Raw genomic sequence first — 16,182 nt, 5'->3', positions numbered from 1 at the left:
GCGGTCCCGCTCGGCCCCGCGGATCCCTCGCCCACGGCCCTCAGCGGCCGAGGAACCCCTCCACGAGCGCGGCGAGGGCCTCGGGGCTCTCCTCAGGCGCGTAGTGGCCCGCGTCCGGGAGCACTTCGAGCTCGGCATTGGGGTACCACCGCAGCCAGGTGGCCCGCATGGCCTCGGGTCCCAGCGCCGGGTCGTTCACACCGGCGACGAGGAGGACGGGGACGGGGTGGTCCTTCACGTGCTCGTGGAAGTCGTCACGGGACCAGGAGTCCAGGTACGCGCGGAAGGCCGTCGCCGACGAGTTCCCCACCGAGCGGCTCACCATGGCGTCCAGCCAGGCGTCGTCGCGCTTTCCGCCGGTGGTGTTGTCGATGATCGCCCTGCGGTTGCCGGGGTTCTTCGCCGCACCGGCGAACAGCTCCCACGCTTCCCCTTCGAGCGGGAAGCCGGACGCGGGCACGGGCGAGACGGCGACGATCGAGCGGACGCGCGCCGGGGCGTCCAGCAGCATCAGTTGGGCCGCCTTGGCGCCCATGGAGTGGCCGATGACGGAGAAGGTGTCCCAGCCCAGGTGGTCGGCCACGGCGAGGGCGTCCGCGGCCACCTCCTCCATGGTGAAGGCTCCCTCGGTGTCGATGGCCTCCCCGTATCCCCGGCAGTCCAGGAAGGCGTAGCCGAACGCGTCGCCGTCCAGGTACTCGCGCATCGGGTCGAAGCTCGACCGGTCGCCGAACCAGTTGTGGAGCACGAGCGCGTGCCGGGAGCCGCTGCCCTGCACCTCGTGCGGAATTACCTGTCCAGTCACAACGTCCCCTGCTCGTGAGGTGGTCGCCCGGTCCGGATGCCGGAGGTCACGGGCAATCGAGTCTGGCGACGTCCGCCGGGCCCGGTCAACCGCACCACGCGAACTACCCGGCCCTGAATTGCACGTCGGACACGCCAGTCGGATATGTTTGCCATAAATTCGCGGATTTGTTGCAGAACCGATACAACTCAACCCATGTCGAAAGTGAATTGCGGGCGGCATCGGAGAAAACTGGTCGGCCGCCGCCGCCAGGACCTAGGTCACCGAAAGCAGGACTTCGACGTATTCGACCGACCGTCCCCCACACCCGAACGCGGAGGTAACTCGATGTCCGTCTCAAGGACCGGCTCCCGTAAGGCCCGACAGGCTCAGCACCCTGTTCGCCGCGCCGCAAGATTCCCTCTACCCCGGGCTTTTCTGCTCCTCTTCCTGCTGACCGTCGGCGCCTCGGCCGGCCCCGCCTCGCCCGCCGACGCGGCCGCGCCGTACGGGGTCACGGCATTGGCCGTGGCCGCTTCCAAGGAAGGCGCACCTTATGCCCGCGGCGCCACAGGACCCAAACGGTTCGACTGTTCGGGCCTGACGCTCTATTCCTTCAAGAAAGCGGGCAGACAACTTCCGCGCACCGCGGACCAGCAGTACGAGGAAACCTCGCACATTTCCCGGCGGAACCGCACGCCCGGCGATCTGGTGTTCTTCCCCAGAGGCTCGACCATGGAACACGTGGGCATTTACGCCGGCGACGACAAGATCTGGCACGCCCCCCGCCCGGGCACCCGCGTACGGCTCGAACGGATCTGGAGCGGGAACGTCCGGTACGGGCGGGCCTCTTGACCTCGTGAGGGATGCGGACGCGGCCGGGGCCGCGTCCGCATACGACCTCGTCCCGCCCCGGCAGCGAGCGCCGGGACGGGACGAGTGGGGATCAGGAACCTCAGGTGTTGACGCAGACGTTGCCACCGGCCGGGTTCAGCGCACCGATCACGTTCACGCTGTTACCGCAGACGTTGATCGGGATGTGAATCGGGATCTGGATCAGGTTGCCCGACAGGACACCGGGCGAGCCCGCCGCGATCCCGTGAGCCTCGGCGTCCGCCGAGGCCGAGGACGCACCGCCGAGGACCGCCAGACCGACCGCCAGGGCAAGGCCCGCGCTCTTCCACACACGCATCACGTGTACATCTCCTCGCAACTGCCAGCGGCACCGCGGTGCCGCACGGCCCCGGCTGGGGCCGACACAGTTTCTTCGGCAGCCGAGTGCCCCACCGACTGGCTGCGGCCGCCCGGTTCCCTCGAAGGAGTGCCCTTCCCCCCTCTGATCGGCCGTACCGCACCCCTCCACGGCCCAGGCCCTGCACGGCAGCCCCGGCTGTCCGCCCGGGTTCGCCCGCACGTTCGGGCAGCGCCCCCGTCCCGTATCGCAGGACAAGGCCGCCCCACTCCCCCTAGCCTGATGGCCGAGTCCCAACTCCCTTCGTTTCACGGAGTATTCGGCGCGAGAGGCCAGGCCAGACATGAGTTCCATCCCCGACCGGTACACGCGTGAGCTGCACAAGAAGTACAAGTACCTCGCCTGCTGGCTCCCCTCCACCCCCCTCGCGCTGGGCGATGTCGGCCTCATCTCGCAGCACAGGTTCAGAAAGGTCACCACGCTCGACGAACTGGGCATCCCGTTCACCAGGGGCGCCGAGAGCAAGACCGTCGATCTCGACTACTCCTCGGCCGACTGTGTCGCGGTGACCGCCGGCACCCGCGTGGACGACCCCGCGGCCGATGTCATGACCAACCTGTCCATCACCTTCGACCGGGGCGGAGCCACGCTCTTCCAGGCATCGGGCTGCGTACAGGAGACCATCGGGAACCTGCTCGCACTCCAGGAGGCGCTTCGCGAGCGGTACGCGAACAAGACGTGGCGCACCGAGTACGTCGTCGTGACCGAGGTCGTGCGCACCGGCCCCACCGCCATCCTCGTCTCCGAGCAGCACGGCGCCCAGATGAACCTCCGGGTTCGCGCGGGCAGCCTGGGCGGACCACTGGCGGTCGCCGGCGCCATCGGGAACTACTCGGTCACCGCCAAGTCCGGGATCGCTGCCAGCGTGCTCGCCCCGGACGGCGCCACCCCGCTGTTCCAGGCCGTACAGCTGCGCAGGAGGCTGGTGGGCCCGCCGGAACTGGTCTTCCGTTCCGACGAGGACGACGACGAGGAGGAATACGAGGACGAGGCAGGCCTCCATGGAGGGTCCGACGAGCCCGTGGAACTGGAGCTCGCGCCCGTCAGCTGGACCGACTGCGTCCCCGCGCAGTCCGGCCCGCTCGAAGACCGAACCGCCCCATGACCGCGCAGCCGCCCCGGGGTGGCGCATCACCCTCCGCCCGCCGGACTCCCGCTCTGACCAGGTGCGTCGAGGTCGCGCAGGCCCTGGCCGACGGCGAGGGGGAACCGGTCGGACTCATGCACCTGCTGCACGCGTCGATGAGCTCGGGCGATCCCTCCTCGCGGTCCCGGCTCGTGATGAAGTCCCTGGCCGCGCACCACTTCCTCACCGAGGAGGCGACCGACGCGGTCGCCGCCGCGGAGGCCGGCATGAACGGCCGGACCCGGGTGGTGCCCCTTTCCCCCGCCGCGTCGGCCGCGCTCGGCAGGCTGGCGTACTGGACGGGGCGGACCGGGGACGGCTCCGCCGACACCGCCCATCTCCTGCTCGTCTGCCTGGAGGCCCGCGCGGACGACGAGGACGTACGCCGGTTCCTCCGCGGGACGGGGCTGACCGAACGGGCCGTGCTGCGCAGCGCCATGACGGAACGCCACCGGGTCTGCGCCCTGGACCGGCAGCCGTCCGACCGGGGGCCGATCCTTTCGCCCGGCCGCCCGGACCGCCCCGCGGCGTACTCCTTCGAGACCCGGGAGCGGCGGCGGGGCAAGCGGACGGCGCGGAGCATCGGCATGCGGTCCGAGAACAGCGGAGTCGCACACATCAGCTCACGGGTGCAGGCCCATCTCATCCGTCTGCACGTCCGGGTGCGGCTCTGGGCCCAGTTGGTGATCCTGTGCACGCTGGCCGCCACGGCCTGGGCCACCCTCACGGTGACTGCCTGGTCCGCGCTCTGGCTCGCGAGCCAGCTGGCCCGGCGGCAGTACCTCTCGCCCGGGGCCCGGCTGGCCGTCGACCTCGCCCTCCTCGTGGCGACGGCGGTTCTCGGCATCCCCTGGTGGCTGGCCCTGCTCGCCCTGGCGAACCGGGTGTTCGACCTGCTCGACGGCCGGCTCCTGCTGCTCCTGGTCAAGAGCGACATGGCCGATCCGGCTCTCACCGAGAAGGACATCAGGGCCGACCGCCGGGAGGACCGCCGGGCGGCCACCTTCTACCGGACGCTGAAATTGACGGGGAAGCTGGCGCCGGAGTGAACATCTCGGTTTTCGATCCGTTCGGCCCGGACGCCGAGGACGGGCTGCGCGACTGGCTCGCGCAGCGCAACCGGCTCGACCACGACGAAGCGATCATCGAGGACGCGATCCCCCTGTCGGGGCTGTTCTCGAAGGGGCTCCGTCCATGGACCCTGCTCGGGCTGCTCCCCCGTTTCGCCGTGTCCTGGTGGCTGGCCCGGGCCGGCCGGTCGGGGAGGACCCGCATCGGGCTGTACGAGTGCGATCTGTTCGCCGCTCTCGAACGCACCCTGTGGTGGAAGGTCCTCGCGGTCCGCTCGGCCGTCGTGGCGCTGACGGTGACGGCGTGTCTGCTGCTGTCCGCTCCCGGCTGGGCCGCGGTCTGTTTCCCGGTGACGGCGTGGGCCCTGACCGGCTGGCGCAGGCCCCTGGCCGGCGCTTCACTCGCCGGCGTCCTCCTCTGGGCCGCCTGGACCGGCCCTGCCCTGCTGATCGCCGCCCTGCCCGCCGCCGCGCTCGTCGCCCTCGTGCGGCTGTCGCTGTCGATGCTGCGGCTCGGCATCACGTCCCAGGCACCCGCCGACAGCCCCGTACGGTTCCTGGGCCGGTTCTTCCTGCTGCGCGCCATGTGGGACAGTACGGCGGCCCGTGTGGTCCTCGCCGTGGACAAGGCGACCCATGACGACCGGGCCCGGACCGAGTGGTTCCTCGGAGACGGCGGCGAACCGCTGCCGGACCGGGTCGGGCCGGTCCTCGTGCAGTGCCGGGCCCTGGCCGCCGTCGCCCGGCTCGAATTCCAGTCGGCCATGGTGCTGTCGGAGGAAGCCCGCGCCCTCGCGGCGGCCGCGCCGCCCGGGATCCGCGGCTGGTGCGCGCTGCAGGCCGGGGACGTCCTGCTGGCCGCGGGTCAGCCCGCGGCCGCGGAAGCGCGCTGGCGGGAGGCCGTCCAGTTGCTGGGGCAGGGCCGCCGGGCCCGTTACTGGGCCGCCGAGGCCGAACTGCGCATGACCGAGGCCCTGACCGCGGACCCGCGGGACTCCGTCCGGTGCGTCGAAGGCCTCCGGCTCATGTGCCGCACCCGCCACGCGGCGATGCGCGCCGGGAACCTGGCCGTGCTGGCCCGGACGGAGCTGCTGGTGCTGCGCCTGATGCACGACGCGGGCAACACGGTCGGCGTGGTGGAACAGCTGATGGGCCAGTACGAGCAGAAGGACGGCCTGGCCGATCTGGGCGCCTCCGTCGGGGACCACGCGGCGCAGGTGCTGCTGCTGGTCACCCTCTACCTGGACATCATCGAGAACCCGCAGGACCATCCCGAGACCGACCGCGTCGACGAGGACGGACGGCACGAGCGCTACGTCTACGCCGCCGGGCTCATGGACAACGTGCTGCGCCACCTGAGCCGGTCGCGGATGCCGCTGCTGGAGTCCCAGGCCTACGCCGCGCTCGCCCGTATCCAGCGGGCCGTCGGGATGCACGAGGAAGCGCTGGGCAACGCCCTGGAGAGCCTGGGCGCCGTCCAGCGCGTCCGCTACCAGCTGCCCACCACCCAGTGGCGGGCGCGCTGGGTCGCCTCCCACGCCTCCACCTACGCCCTCGCGCTGGACCTCGCGGCGGCCGATCCGGCCCTGGTCGGCGAGCTGCTGGAGATCATCCGCGCACAGTCCGTGCCCGTCGAGTCGGACGAACGGGGCAGCCGTCTGCGCGCGGTGCTCGACGCGCTGGTCTCCAGCACGGGCCTGCCGCCCGCGCTCGGCCCCGGCCCCGGTGGCGCGGGCGGGAAGGCTGCGCCGCCGGATCCGCAGTCCTCCGACCCGCTGCTGACCGACCGGACCATCCTGGTGCGCCGCGCCTCCTGGGTCGGCGGTGAGGAGCCCGCGGCCGTCGATCTCGACGGCGAGATCGAGACGATGTTTCCGGGCGGGTGGTACTGGAGTTACGCACGGGTCGGAGAGTGGATCTATCACGCGGTCCGCAGCCCGTCGGGCGACTGGCACGCCCAGCGCACCGTGCACGCGGAGTTCGCCGGTCCCTACGAGGACCTGGTCCGGCACCTGCCCGTCCGGCTGCCGGGGGCGCCCTCGCAGGCGAAGCGGCTGCGGGGCAGCGCCCTGATGCTCGTGGGCGCCGACGACCCGGTGGCGGGAGAATCCCTGACCGCGGGTCAGGTGTGGTCGCGGATCTTCGACGGGCTCGGCGCCGCGATGCTCCCCGAGGTGCTGCGCGAAGCCCTGCGCACGGCCCCGGCGCCGGTGCCGCTGGTGCTGGCGCCCACGGGCGCGCTGGCCCTCGTACCGGTCTGTGCGCTCACGCTCACGCCGCAACGACTGGTCCTGGACGCGGCGCAGGTGTCCTACCTGCCGTCGATCGCCCTGTTGTCGCAGCGGCGGCGGATCACCGTGCGGGACGCTGCGCTCGCGTCCCCCGCACGGGACGATGCGGCGGCCCCGAGGGGCGGCGAGGCGCCCGCGGCCCTGGCCGTCCTGGGGCCGGACCTGCCCCCGCACCATCCCGACCAGAAGCTGCGCAGCGCCGTGGCCACCGTCCCCGAGGACAGCGAGGTGGTCGTCGGCCCCCTGAGCAAGGCCGAATTCGCCTCGCTCCTCGCCCGGGAGGGCACGGACGAGGCCGTCCTCTACCTCGCGGGCCACGTGGCCGGCCCCACCCGGAGCGATCCCGGCGGCTCCGGCTTCCAGTTCTGCGACGGCCCCCTGGGGCTGCACGATCTGTACCAGACCGATGACGCGGGGGCGCCCCTCTACCGGATGCCCCGCCGCGTGCTGCTCGCCGCCTGCGCGAGCCTCGGTGTGTACGGGCAGCCGGACAGCGGGTACGCCCCGTCCCTGCTGGACGTACCCGAGTGGCTCGGGCTGGGCGCCGCGGTCGTCCACGGCGGCGCCGAGCACGTGTACTGCACCCTGTTCAAACTCCTGGACTCCCCGACCGCGCAGCGGATCGACCTCGGCCTCGTCGAGGCCCTGCGCCACCATGTCGAACCCGCGGCGGCGCTGCGCGCCGTGCAGCGCGCGGAGCTGCAGCGGTGGCGCGACGGCCGCGGCTCGTTCCCGCTGGCCTTCCTCGCCTACGCGTACGTGGGACTCGGCGAGGGACCGGGCAGGAAACCGGCCGCCGCTCCCCCGGCCCGTCCGGATTCCCGGCGGCGCCGGCGGTCCGAGAAGCCTTGGGAGCCGGAGCGGCCTGCGGTGAGCGCGCGGGCCGCCGCTCCGGGCGGTCCGGCCGTCCCGCCCCGGCCGCCCTCCCGCGTCGTGCACGAGCCGTTCATGATGATGGCCCGGCACGGCCCGGACGAGCAGGAGTTGGCGGATGTGCGGCACACCCGGTTCCATCCGGACGGCCGGATCAGGTTCACCTCGTTCGACGGTGAGGTACACGGTCCCGTTCCGGTCCGCGGGGCGTGGTGGACGAAGGAGACGCTCGACTTCGCCAACTTCCGCTCGGCTTCGGAGACCGAGTGGCGGATCTTCGGGCTGAGCCTGTACGTGACCGACGCCCGGCTGGTGCTGGTCGCCGACGAGCCGGATGCCGAAGGCCTCAGACTCGCGGGCCACATCCGCTATCCGTGGGCCAACTCGGTCGGCTTCCGGCCCAAGCAGAGTTTCCTCAACGACTGCGAAATGGTGGTGGAGATCCAGCAGGACGGCCCGGACGGGAACGACACCTACTACCGGCTCACCCTGCTCTTCGAACGGGACACGGACAGCGGGGAGCTGGCACGGCACCTGGTCCGTCGGCTGGCGGCGCACCACCTCGACCGCGGGGTGCTCCCCGACTCCGTACGCCCGGAGTTCGAGGCCCTGCGGGATGCCCCGTCGCTGCCGCCGCCCCGGAAGGGCGAGCACGCGATGTACCGGCCCGCGGCCTTCAAGCGCTACCCCTACGGCGCCGAGTACCTGCTCGGACGCCCCGTGGAGGACGTCTGGCTCGGCCCCGGCCTGTCTCCGCCCCAGGAAGGGGAGTCGAGATGACCGGTCAGGGCATTCGGAGGCCGAACGGGAGCTGACCGGCGCTCGGCGGGACGTCGACGGACACCGCCGGGAGGCGCGCGCCGTCGCCGTTGGCCCAGTCGGGGCCGGTTTCGGCGCGGCTGCGCCGACGTCCGGAAAGGCCCGGTGGCGGCGGGTGACGCTCTGATCGACGCGAACCACGGCTCGGCGGAGGTCTGTGCATGCCCGGTGCTCCCCGTGGCGGGCCGGCCGCCTACCTCGTGGCGGCGGTCGCGGGCTGCCTCGTCGGGCTGGTCGGCGCGAGCTTCCGCTGGTGCCTCGTACGGGTCCAGGAACTGCACGTTTCACTGCTGAGCGCCACGGAGCGCCTCGCCGGGCCCGGCTGGCTGATTCCGGTCCTCACCACGGCGGCGGGCGCCACCGTCGCGTGCGCGCTGGCCCGGCGGGTCCCGCTGGCCGCCGGCAGCGGCATCCAGGACGTCGAGGCCGTGTGGCGCGGCGAGCGGGAGCCACGGCCCTTGCTCTGGCTCCTGCCGGCCAAGTTCGTGGGCGGCGTGATCGCCATGGGCTCGGGCCTGGTGCTCGGCCGGGAAGGCCCGACGGTGCACATGGGTGCGGCGATCGGGGCGGAGGCCGGGCGGCTCGCGAGGATGAGCCCGCGGGACGTCACGGTGCTGCACACCTCGCTCGCCGGCGCCGGCCTCGCGGTGGCCTTCACCGCGCCCCTCAGCGGGGTGGTGTTCGTCTGTGAGGAAGTGGCCAAGGCGGTCGAGGCGCGTGTGGTCCTCCTCACGCTCATCGGGACCGCCACGGCCGTCGGATGCTCCGAGCTCATCGTGGGCGACCGGCCCGTCTTCCGGGTCCCGGCCACCTTGGCCGACCCACCGCTCGCGCTGCTGCCCGCCGTCCTGCTGTTCGGCGCGGCCACCGCGGTCCTGGGTGTGGCCTACAGCCGGCTCATCGTCGGGTTCCTGGACCTCGCCGATCGCGCCACCCGGGTCGGACCGGTGGCCCGGGCGGCTCTGATCGGGGCCGTCGTGGGCCTCCTGCTCGGCATCGACCCGCTGCTGGCCGGCGGCGGGGACGAGCTGAGCGGGCGCCTGCTGGGCGGCGACATGCCCGTGGGCTCCGTACTCGCGGGGTATTTCGCGGTGCGGTTCCTGGCCGGCCCCCTCAGCTACTCGGCCGGCACCCCGGGCGGGCTGTTCGCTCCCCTGCTGGCGCTGGGGGCCCTGTGGGGGGCTCTCGTGCACGGCCTCGCGCTGCCCCTCCTGCCGGGCGACGGCTCCGGCGCCGTGCCCTTCGCGATCGTCGGCATGGCCGCGTTGTTCGCCGCGGTCGTCCGCGCGCCCGTCACGGGCATCACGCTCGTCGTCGAGATGACGGGGACCACCTCGCTGCTCGTGCCGCTGCTCGCCGCCTGCTTCGCCGCGACGCTGACCGCGGACCGGATGGGGAGCCCGCCGGTCTACGACAGCCTGCGCCTGCGCATGGCGAAGTCATCCTGAGACCCCGAGGTCCCGGGGTCCCGGGGTCCCGGACATACCCGGCACGGCCCACGGGTCCGCGTGACTCCAGTCACTTCAAGTGGCGGATGGGACATGACTTCCGGGTCGGGGGGCATGCGCGGTGATTGCCAGATCGCCGCGGGTTCGCCGCGGTGGCGAAACCGGAGGTACAGCGCGTCGTGTCGGAGCAAAAGACGATCTACACAGCCGGGACTTGGCGGTCCGCGGCCTCTGGAGCCACCAGGGAAGTCCTGGATCCCGTGGACGCCACCGTCCTCGCCGTGGTCTCGGAGGGCGCCACCGCCGACACCGACGCGGCGGTCGGCGCCGCACGGGCCGCGTTCGACGGCGGGCAGTGGCCGGGCACCCCGGTCGCGGAGCGTGCGGCACTGCTGCGCCGCACGGCCGACCTGCTCCAGCGCGACCGTGAGCGCATCGGTCTCCTGGAGAGCCGGGACGCGGGCAAGACGCTCGAAGAGGGCCGCGCGGACGTGGACTGCGTCAGCGACGCCTTCCGCTACTTCGCCGACCTCGTCACCGAGGAGAGCGCGGGCCGGGTCGTGGACGCCGGATCCCCCGACATCCACAGCGTCGTCGTGCACGAGCCGGTCGGGGTGTGCGCCCTGATCACCCCGTGGAACTACCCCTTGCTCCAGGCCAGCTGGAAGATCGCCCCGGCCCTGGCCGCGGGCAACACCTTCGTGATCAAGCCGAGCGAGCTCACCCCGCTGACCACGGTGGTCCTCATCGAGCTGCTGGCCGAGGCGGGCCTGCCCGCCGGAGTCGCCAATCTGGTCACGGGGGCGGGCGATCCGGTCGGCGCCCGGCTCGCCGCCCATCCCGACGTCGACCTGGTCTCCTTCACCGGCGGACTGACCAGCGGTACGAAGGTCATGCGCGCGGCCGCGGACACGGTCAAGAAGGTCGCCCTCGAACTCGGGGGCAAGAACCCCAATGTCGTCTTCGCCGACGCCTGCGCCACCGCGGACGGCTTCGACACCGCCGTCGACCAGGCCCTCAACGCCGCCTTCATGCACAGCGGCCAGGTGTGCTCGGCCGGCTCACGCCTGATCGTCGAGGAGTCCCTGCGCGAGCGCTTCGTCGCCGAACTCGCCCGCCGCGCCGAGAAGATCCGCATCGGCCGCGGTACCGATCCGGGCATCGAATGCGGCCCGCTGGTCTCCGCCGCCCAGCTGGCGCGGACCGAGTCCTACGTCGCCTCCGCGCTCGCCGAGGGCGCCGTACTGCGCGCCGGGGGCGAACGACCGGAAGGCCCCGGCTACTTCTACCGGCCCACCGTCCTCGACCGCTGCCACCGCGAGATGCGCGTCGTGCGCGAGGAGGTCTTCGGACCGGTCCTGACCGTGGAGACCTTCCGCACCGAGGAGCAGGCCGTCGCGCTCGCCAACGACACCGAGTACGGCCTCGCCGGTGCCGTCTGGTCGGCGGACCGGGACCGCGCCCGTCGGGTGGCCGGCCGGCTGCGCCACGGCACCGTCTGGATCAACGACTTCCACCCCTACCTGCCGCAGGCCGAGTGGGGCGGCTTCGGGAAGTCCGGCATCGGCCGCGAGCTCGGCCCGTCGGGCCTGGCCGAGTACCGGGAGACCAAGCACGTGTACGAGAACCTCGCTCCGCGCCCCGTGCGCTGGTTCGCGGGCTGACGGGGGCAGGAGAGACATGAACACGACCACCACGCACCACGACAACCACGGCGACGGCCACGGCCACGGCCGGGAATTCGACTACGTCATCGTCGGAGGCGGCACCGCCGGCTCGGTGATCGCCTCCCGCCTGACCGAGGACCCCGACGTCACCGTCGCCGTCATCGAGGGCGGACCGAGCGACGTCGACCGCCCCGACGTACTCACCCTGCGCCGCTGGATGGGCCTGCTCGGCGGCGAGCTCGACTACGACTACCCCACCACCGAGCAGCCGCGCGGCAACTCGCACATCCGGCACAGCCGGGCACGCGTCCTGGGCGGCTGCTCCTCGCACAACACCCTGATCGCGTTCAAGCCGCTCCCCTCCGACTGGGACGAATGGTCGCGGGCGGGCGCCGAGGGCTGGCACGCGGCCGCCATGGACCCGTACTTCGAGCGGCTCCTCAACAACATCGTTCCGGTCGGCGAGGCGGACCGCAACGCCATCGCCCGCGACTTCGTGGACGCGGCCCGGGGCGCGCTGGGAGTGCCCCTCGTCGAGGGCTTCAACCGCAAGCCCTTCCACGAGGGCGTCGGATTCTTCGACCTCGCCTACCACCCCGAGGACAACAAGCGCTCGTCGGCCTCGGTCGCCTACCTCCACCCGGTCATGGACGACCGGCCCAACCTGCGCATCCTGCTGGAGACCTGGGCGTACCGCCTGGAGCTGGACGGCACCCGGGCGCGCGGGGTCCACGTCCGTGCCGCGGACGGCACGGAATCGTTGATCCGCGCCCGTCGCGAGGTTCTGGTGTGCGCGGGCGCCGTGGACACCCCGCGCCTGCTGCTGCACTCCGGCATAGGCCCCGCCGCGGACCTGGAGGCACTCGGCATTCCCGTCCTCCACGACCTGCCGGGAGTCGGCGAGAACCTCCTCGACCACCCGGAGTCCGTGATCGTCTGGGAGACGGACGGTCCGATCCCCGAGAACTCGGCGATGGACAGCGACGCGGGGCTGTTCGTCCGGCGCGACCCGGACTCCCCCGGGCCCGACCTGATGTTCCACTTCTACCAGATCCCGTTCACCGACAACCCGGAGCGCCTCGGCTACGAACGTCCGGCGCACGGCGTCTCGTTGACTCCCAACATCCCCAAGCCGCGCAGCCGCGGGCGTCTCTACCTCACGAGCGCGGACCCCGAGGTCAAGCCCGCCCTCGACTTCCGCTACTTCACGGACGAGGACGACTACGACGCCCGGACGCTGGTGGACGGCATCAAGCTGGCCCGGAAGATCGCCGCGGCCGAGCCGCTGGCCGGATGGCTGGGGCGCGAGGTGTGCCCGGGCCCCGAGATCACCGACGACGAGGCGCTGAGCGCGTACGCCCGCTCGGTGGCGCACACCGTCTACCACCCGGCCGGCACCTGCAAGATGGGCGCCGCCGACGACGAACGGGCAGTGGTGGGACCTGACTTGAAGGTGCGGGGCCTCGACGGCATCCGCATCGCGGACGCCTCCGTCTTCCCGACGATGCCCGCGGTGAACCCGATGATCGGAGTGCTGATGGTCGGCGAGAAGGCCGCCGAACTCCTGGGCGGTGAGGTCCGGTGACCGCGGTCCATACCGGCTCCACCGCTCCCGGCGCGGACGGCGGCCCCGACGCCGACGCCGCTCCCGTGTTCTCCATCCAGGGCCTGTGGAAGGTCTTCGGCCCGCCTCGCAAGGCGGCGCGCGTGCCGGGCTCCGAGCACGCCGGGCTGCCGGCCGCCGAACTGCGGGAGCGGACCGGCTGCACCGCCGCCGTCCGTGACGTCACCTTCGACGTCCGCAAGGGGGAGGTCTTCGTCGTCATGGGCCTCTCCGGCTCGGGCAAGTCCACCCTGGTGCGCTGCCTGACCCGGCTGATCGAGCCCACGGCCGGGTCCCTCGCCATCGACGGCGAGGACGTCCTCGCCATGGACCCGGCCCGGCTGCGCGAACTGCGCCGCCACCGCGCCGCCATGGTCTTCCAGCACTTCGGACTGCTGCCGCACCGCACCGTCCTCGACAACGTTGCCTACGGCCTGGAGATCCAGGGCGTGAGCCGGTCCGACCGGCGCGCCAAGGCCGCCGAGATGATCACCAAGGTCGGTCTCGAAGGCCTTGAGGACCGCCGTCCCGGCCAGCTGTCCGGCGGTCAGCAGCAGCGGGTCGGTCTCGCGCGCGCCCTGGCCGCCGATCCTGAAGTGTTGCTGTTCGACGAACCGTTCAGCGCGCTCGATCCGCTGATCCGCCGCGAGATGCAGGACGAGGTGGCCCGGCTCCACCACGAGGAGGGCCGCACGATGGTCTTCATCACCCACGACCTGTCCGAGGCGCTGCGCCTCGGCGACCGGATCGCGCTGATGCGCGACGGGCGGATCGTGCAGCTCGGCACCCCCGAGGAGATCGTGGGCTCGCCCGCCGACGACTACGTGCGGGACTTCGTCCGCGACGTGCCGCGCGAGCAGGTGCTCACCGTACGCAGCGCGATGCGCCCCGCGACGGCCGACGAGGCCGGCGAGGGCCCCGCGCTCACCCCCGCCGCCACGGTGGCGGAAGCCATCGAGGCGGTCGCCCGCAGCGGCGGTCCGGCGCGGATCGTCGACGACGGCCGGTGCCTGGGTGTCGTCGACGACGCGGGGCTGCTCGCCGTGGTGGCCGGGCTGCCGGCGGCCGCGACCGGGCGGGGGGTGGCGGCATGACGCGCCGTCCCCGCCGCGCCGTCCCCGTCCGAGGCACCGTCCCCGTCACAGGGAGGTGGCGCGGATGACCGCGACCACCACACCCGTACGGGACCCCGGAGGGCGGGACCGGTCCGCAGGATCCGGACGGACGGCCCGGCCGGGCACGGGCGGACGGCCCGATCGCCCGCGGTCCGCGGCCGCCGGGTCGCCCGGCGGCCGCCTGAAGGCCCTGCTGTTCCACCGCCGCGCCGGCCGCAGGGTCCTGCCCCTCGCCGTCTTCGCCGCGGTGCTGCTCCCGCTCGCGATGGCGTTCCCGGGCGCCGGCAGCTGGCCGGCCGCCCTCGCCGTCGACCTCTCCGGGCCGCTCGGCCGGGCCGGGGACTGGATCATCGACAACCGGGACGGCCATCCGCTCTTCCTCTACTTCTTCGGGCACGTCAGCAATGCCGTGGTGGTGTCCGTCCGCGCGGTGTACGTCGTCCTGCTCGCCGCGGGCTGGACCGGCGTCACCGCCCTGGCGGGCCTGATCGCCCTGCGCCTGGCCGGCGTCCGGCTCGCCGTCACCTGCGTGGCCGCCTTCGCCGCCTGCGGCCTGCTCGGCATGTGGGTGCCCACGATGCAGACCCTGGCCCTGATGGTCGTGGCCGTCGCCGCCTCCGTCGCGGTCGGCGCGCTGCTGGGTCTCGCCGCCGGGTTGTCGCCGCGCGCCGACCGCGCGCTGCGCCCGGTCCTCGACACCATGCAGGTGCTCCCCGCCTTCGCGTATCTGCTGCCGATGGTGCTGGTCTTCGGCATCGGCGTACCGGCCGCCGTGCTCGCCACGGTGGTGTACGCGGCCCCGCCGATGGCCCGGCTCACCGCCCTGGGCCTGCGCGAGGCCGACGCCGGGGTGCTGGAGGCAGCGGCCTCGCTCGGCGCGACCGGGCGCCAGCGCCTGCTCACCGCGCGGCTCCCGCTGGCCCACCGGCAGCTGCTGCTCGGCGTCAACCAGACGGTCATGATGGCGCTGTCGATGGCCGTCATCGCTTCCGTGATCGGTGCGGGCGGCCTCGGCGACCGTGTCTACCAGGCTCTCGCCTCGGTGGACGTCGGTGCCGCGCTCGCGGCCGGCGTCCCCATCGTGCTGCTCGCCGTGGTCCTGGACCGTACCACCGAAGCGGCGGGCACCCGCCTGTCGGTCCCACCGGCGCCCCCCGCCGAACAGCCCTTGCTGAGAAGGGTGTTCTCGGGTTGGTACGGACGGCTGCTCACCGTCCTGGCGGCCGTCGCCGTGGCGGTCGCGGGCCGGATGGCGGGCAGCTCCCTGTGGCCCGGGGCGTGGACCGTGCCGATCGCGGAGCCGGTCAACCGGGCGGTCGCCTGGATGACCGGTCACCTCTACTCCGGGGTGCCCGTCGTCGGCGGCACCGCCGACTGGGCGGCCCGCTTCACCAGCTGGATCCTCGACCCGCTGCGCTCCGGACTGCAGGCCGCGCCGTGGTGGCTGCTCCTGCTCCTGGTCGCCGTACTGGGCCTGATCGTCGGCACCTGGCGCTCCGCGCTGACCGCCGTAGTCGCCCTGGCCGCCATCGGCGTCCTCGGCGTGTGGGAGCCCGCCCTCGACACGCTCTCCCAGGTGCTGGCCGCCGTCGCCCTCACCCTCGTCCTGGGCTTCACCATCGGCATCGGCGCCGCCCGCAGCGCCCGCGCCCAGCGGCTGCTGCGCCCGGTGCTCGACGTGTGCCAGACCATGCCCCAGTTCGTCTACCTCATCCCGGTGGTCGCCCTGTTCGGCGTGGGCCGCGCTCCGGCGGCGGCCGCCGCCGTCGTGTACGCGCTACCCGCCGTCGTACGCATCACCACCGAGGGACTGCGCGACGTGAACCCCGCGGCCCTGGAGTCGGCCCGCTCGCTGGGCGCCACCGGGTCACAGCAACTGCGGCAGGTCCAACTGCCGCTGGCTCGGCCCGCGTTGCTGCTGGCCGTGAACCAGGCTGTGGTTCTGGTACTCGCCGTCGTCATCATCGGCGGCCTGGTCGGAGGCGGCGCGCTCGGTTACGACGTCGTGCTCGGCCTCGCGCAGGGCGACCTGGCCACCGGCCTGGTCGCCGGCGCCGCGATCGTCTGCCTCGGCCTGCTGCTCGACCGCGTCACCCAGCCCGCGAAGGAGGCCTGACATGCCGATCCGACACCA

The 16,182-nt window shown here is 72.9% G+C and carries 11 protein-coding genes; 9 read left to right on the top strand and 2 right to left on the bottom strand.

Going from position 1 to position 16,182, the window contains the following annotated elements; translation table 11 throughout:
- Positions 1 to 40 precede the first annotated feature (40 nt).
- Positions 41 to 805, bottom strand: a complete 765-nt coding sequence (locus OG737_RS28875; RefSeq protein ID WP_328929140.1) for an alpha/beta hydrolase — start codon at positions 803 to 805, stop codon at positions 41 to 43.
- 327 nt (positions 806 to 1,132) lie between these two features.
- On the opposite strand from OG737_RS28875, the gene OG737_RS28870 reads away from it, so the two are divergent.
- Positions 1,133 to 1,639, top strand: coding sequence for an NlpC/P60 family protein (locus OG737_RS28870; RefSeq protein WP_328930510.1), 507 nt, complete (start codon positions 1,133 to 1,135; stop codon positions 1,637 to 1,639).
- Between the two features lie 100 nt (positions 1,640 to 1,739).
- On the opposite strand, the gene OG737_RS28865 is transcribed toward OG737_RS28870, so the two are convergent.
- On the bottom strand, positions 1,740 to 1,976 hold the full coding sequence (locus OG737_RS28865; RefSeq protein ID WP_328929139.1) for a chaplin: 237 nt from the start codon (positions 1,974 to 1,976) through the stop codon (positions 1,740 to 1,742).
- A 343-nt stretch (positions 1,977 to 2,319) separates the two neighbouring features.
- On the opposite strand from OG737_RS28865, the gene OG737_RS28860 reads away from it, so the two are divergent.
- From OG737_RS28860 to OG737_RS28825, 8 genes are all read left to right on the top strand, one after another.
- Positions 2,320 to 3,141 carry a hypothetical protein gene (locus tag OG737_RS28860; protein WP_328929138.1) on the top strand — a complete coding sequence of 274 codons (822 nt, stop codon included), beginning with the start codon at positions 2,320 to 2,322 and terminating at the stop codon, positions 3,139 to 3,141.
- Positions 3,138 to 4,211 carry a hypothetical protein gene (locus OG737_RS28855; RefSeq protein ID WP_405922156.1) on the top strand — a complete coding sequence of 358 codons (1,074 nt, stop codon included), beginning with the start codon at positions 3,138 to 3,140 and terminating at the stop codon, positions 4,209 to 4,211. The genes OG737_RS28860 and OG737_RS28855 overlap by 4 nt, the downstream gene beginning before the upstream one ends.
- The gene (locus OG737_RS28850; protein ID WP_405922155.1) at positions 4,208 to 8,176 is read left to right on the top strand and encodes a CHAT domain-containing protein; all 3,969 of its coding nucleotides are present in this window, start codon (positions 4,208 to 4,210) and stop codon (positions 8,174 to 8,176) included. Before OG737_RS28855 ends, OG737_RS28850 begins: the two co-directional genes overlap by 4 nt.
- A 200-nt stretch (positions 8,177 to 8,376) precedes the next feature.
- Positions 8,377 to 9,663, top strand: a complete 1,287-nt coding sequence (locus tag OG737_RS28845; protein ID WP_405677155.1) for a ClC family H(+)/Cl(-) exchange transporter — start codon at positions 8,377 to 8,379, stop codon at positions 9,661 to 9,663.
- Positions 9,664 to 9,842: 179 nt separating this feature from the next.
- Positions 9,843 to 11,327 (top strand): aldehyde dehydrogenase family protein, encoded by a 1,485-nt coding sequence (locus tag OG737_RS28840; protein WP_405677157.1) that lies wholly within the window; start codon positions 9,843 to 9,845, stop codon positions 11,325 to 11,327.
- A gap of 16 nt (positions 11,328 to 11,343) precedes the next feature.
- Positions 11,344 to 12,915: a GMC oxidoreductase gene (locus OG737_RS28835; RefSeq protein WP_328929133.1), complete on the top strand. Its 1,572-nt coding sequence runs from the start codon at positions 11,344 to 11,346 to the stop codon at positions 12,913 to 12,915.
- On the top strand, positions 12,912 to 14,027 hold the full coding sequence (locus OG737_RS28830; protein ID WP_405677159.1) for a glycine betaine/L-proline ABC transporter ATP-binding protein: 1,116 nt from the start codon (positions 12,912 to 12,914) through the stop codon (positions 14,025 to 14,027). The genes OG737_RS28835 and OG737_RS28830 overlap by 4 nt, the downstream gene beginning before the upstream one ends.
- Positions 14,028 to 14,091: 64 nt before the next feature.
- Positions 14,092 to 16,164 (top strand): ABC transporter permease subunit, encoded by a 2,073-nt coding sequence (locus tag OG737_RS28825; protein WP_405922154.1) that lies wholly within the window; start codon positions 14,092 to 14,094, stop codon positions 16,162 to 16,164.
- Positions 16,165 to 16,182 lie beyond the last annotated feature (18 nt).

The sequence above is a fragment of the Streptomyces sp. NBC_00122 genome, assembly GCF_045160845.1.
GTDB lineage: Bacteria > Actinomycetota > Actinomycetes > Streptomycetales > Streptomycetaceae > Streptomyces.
The sequence above is the reverse complement of the archived record's forward strand: the minus strand, read 5'-3'. Positions and strand labels throughout refer to the sequence as shown.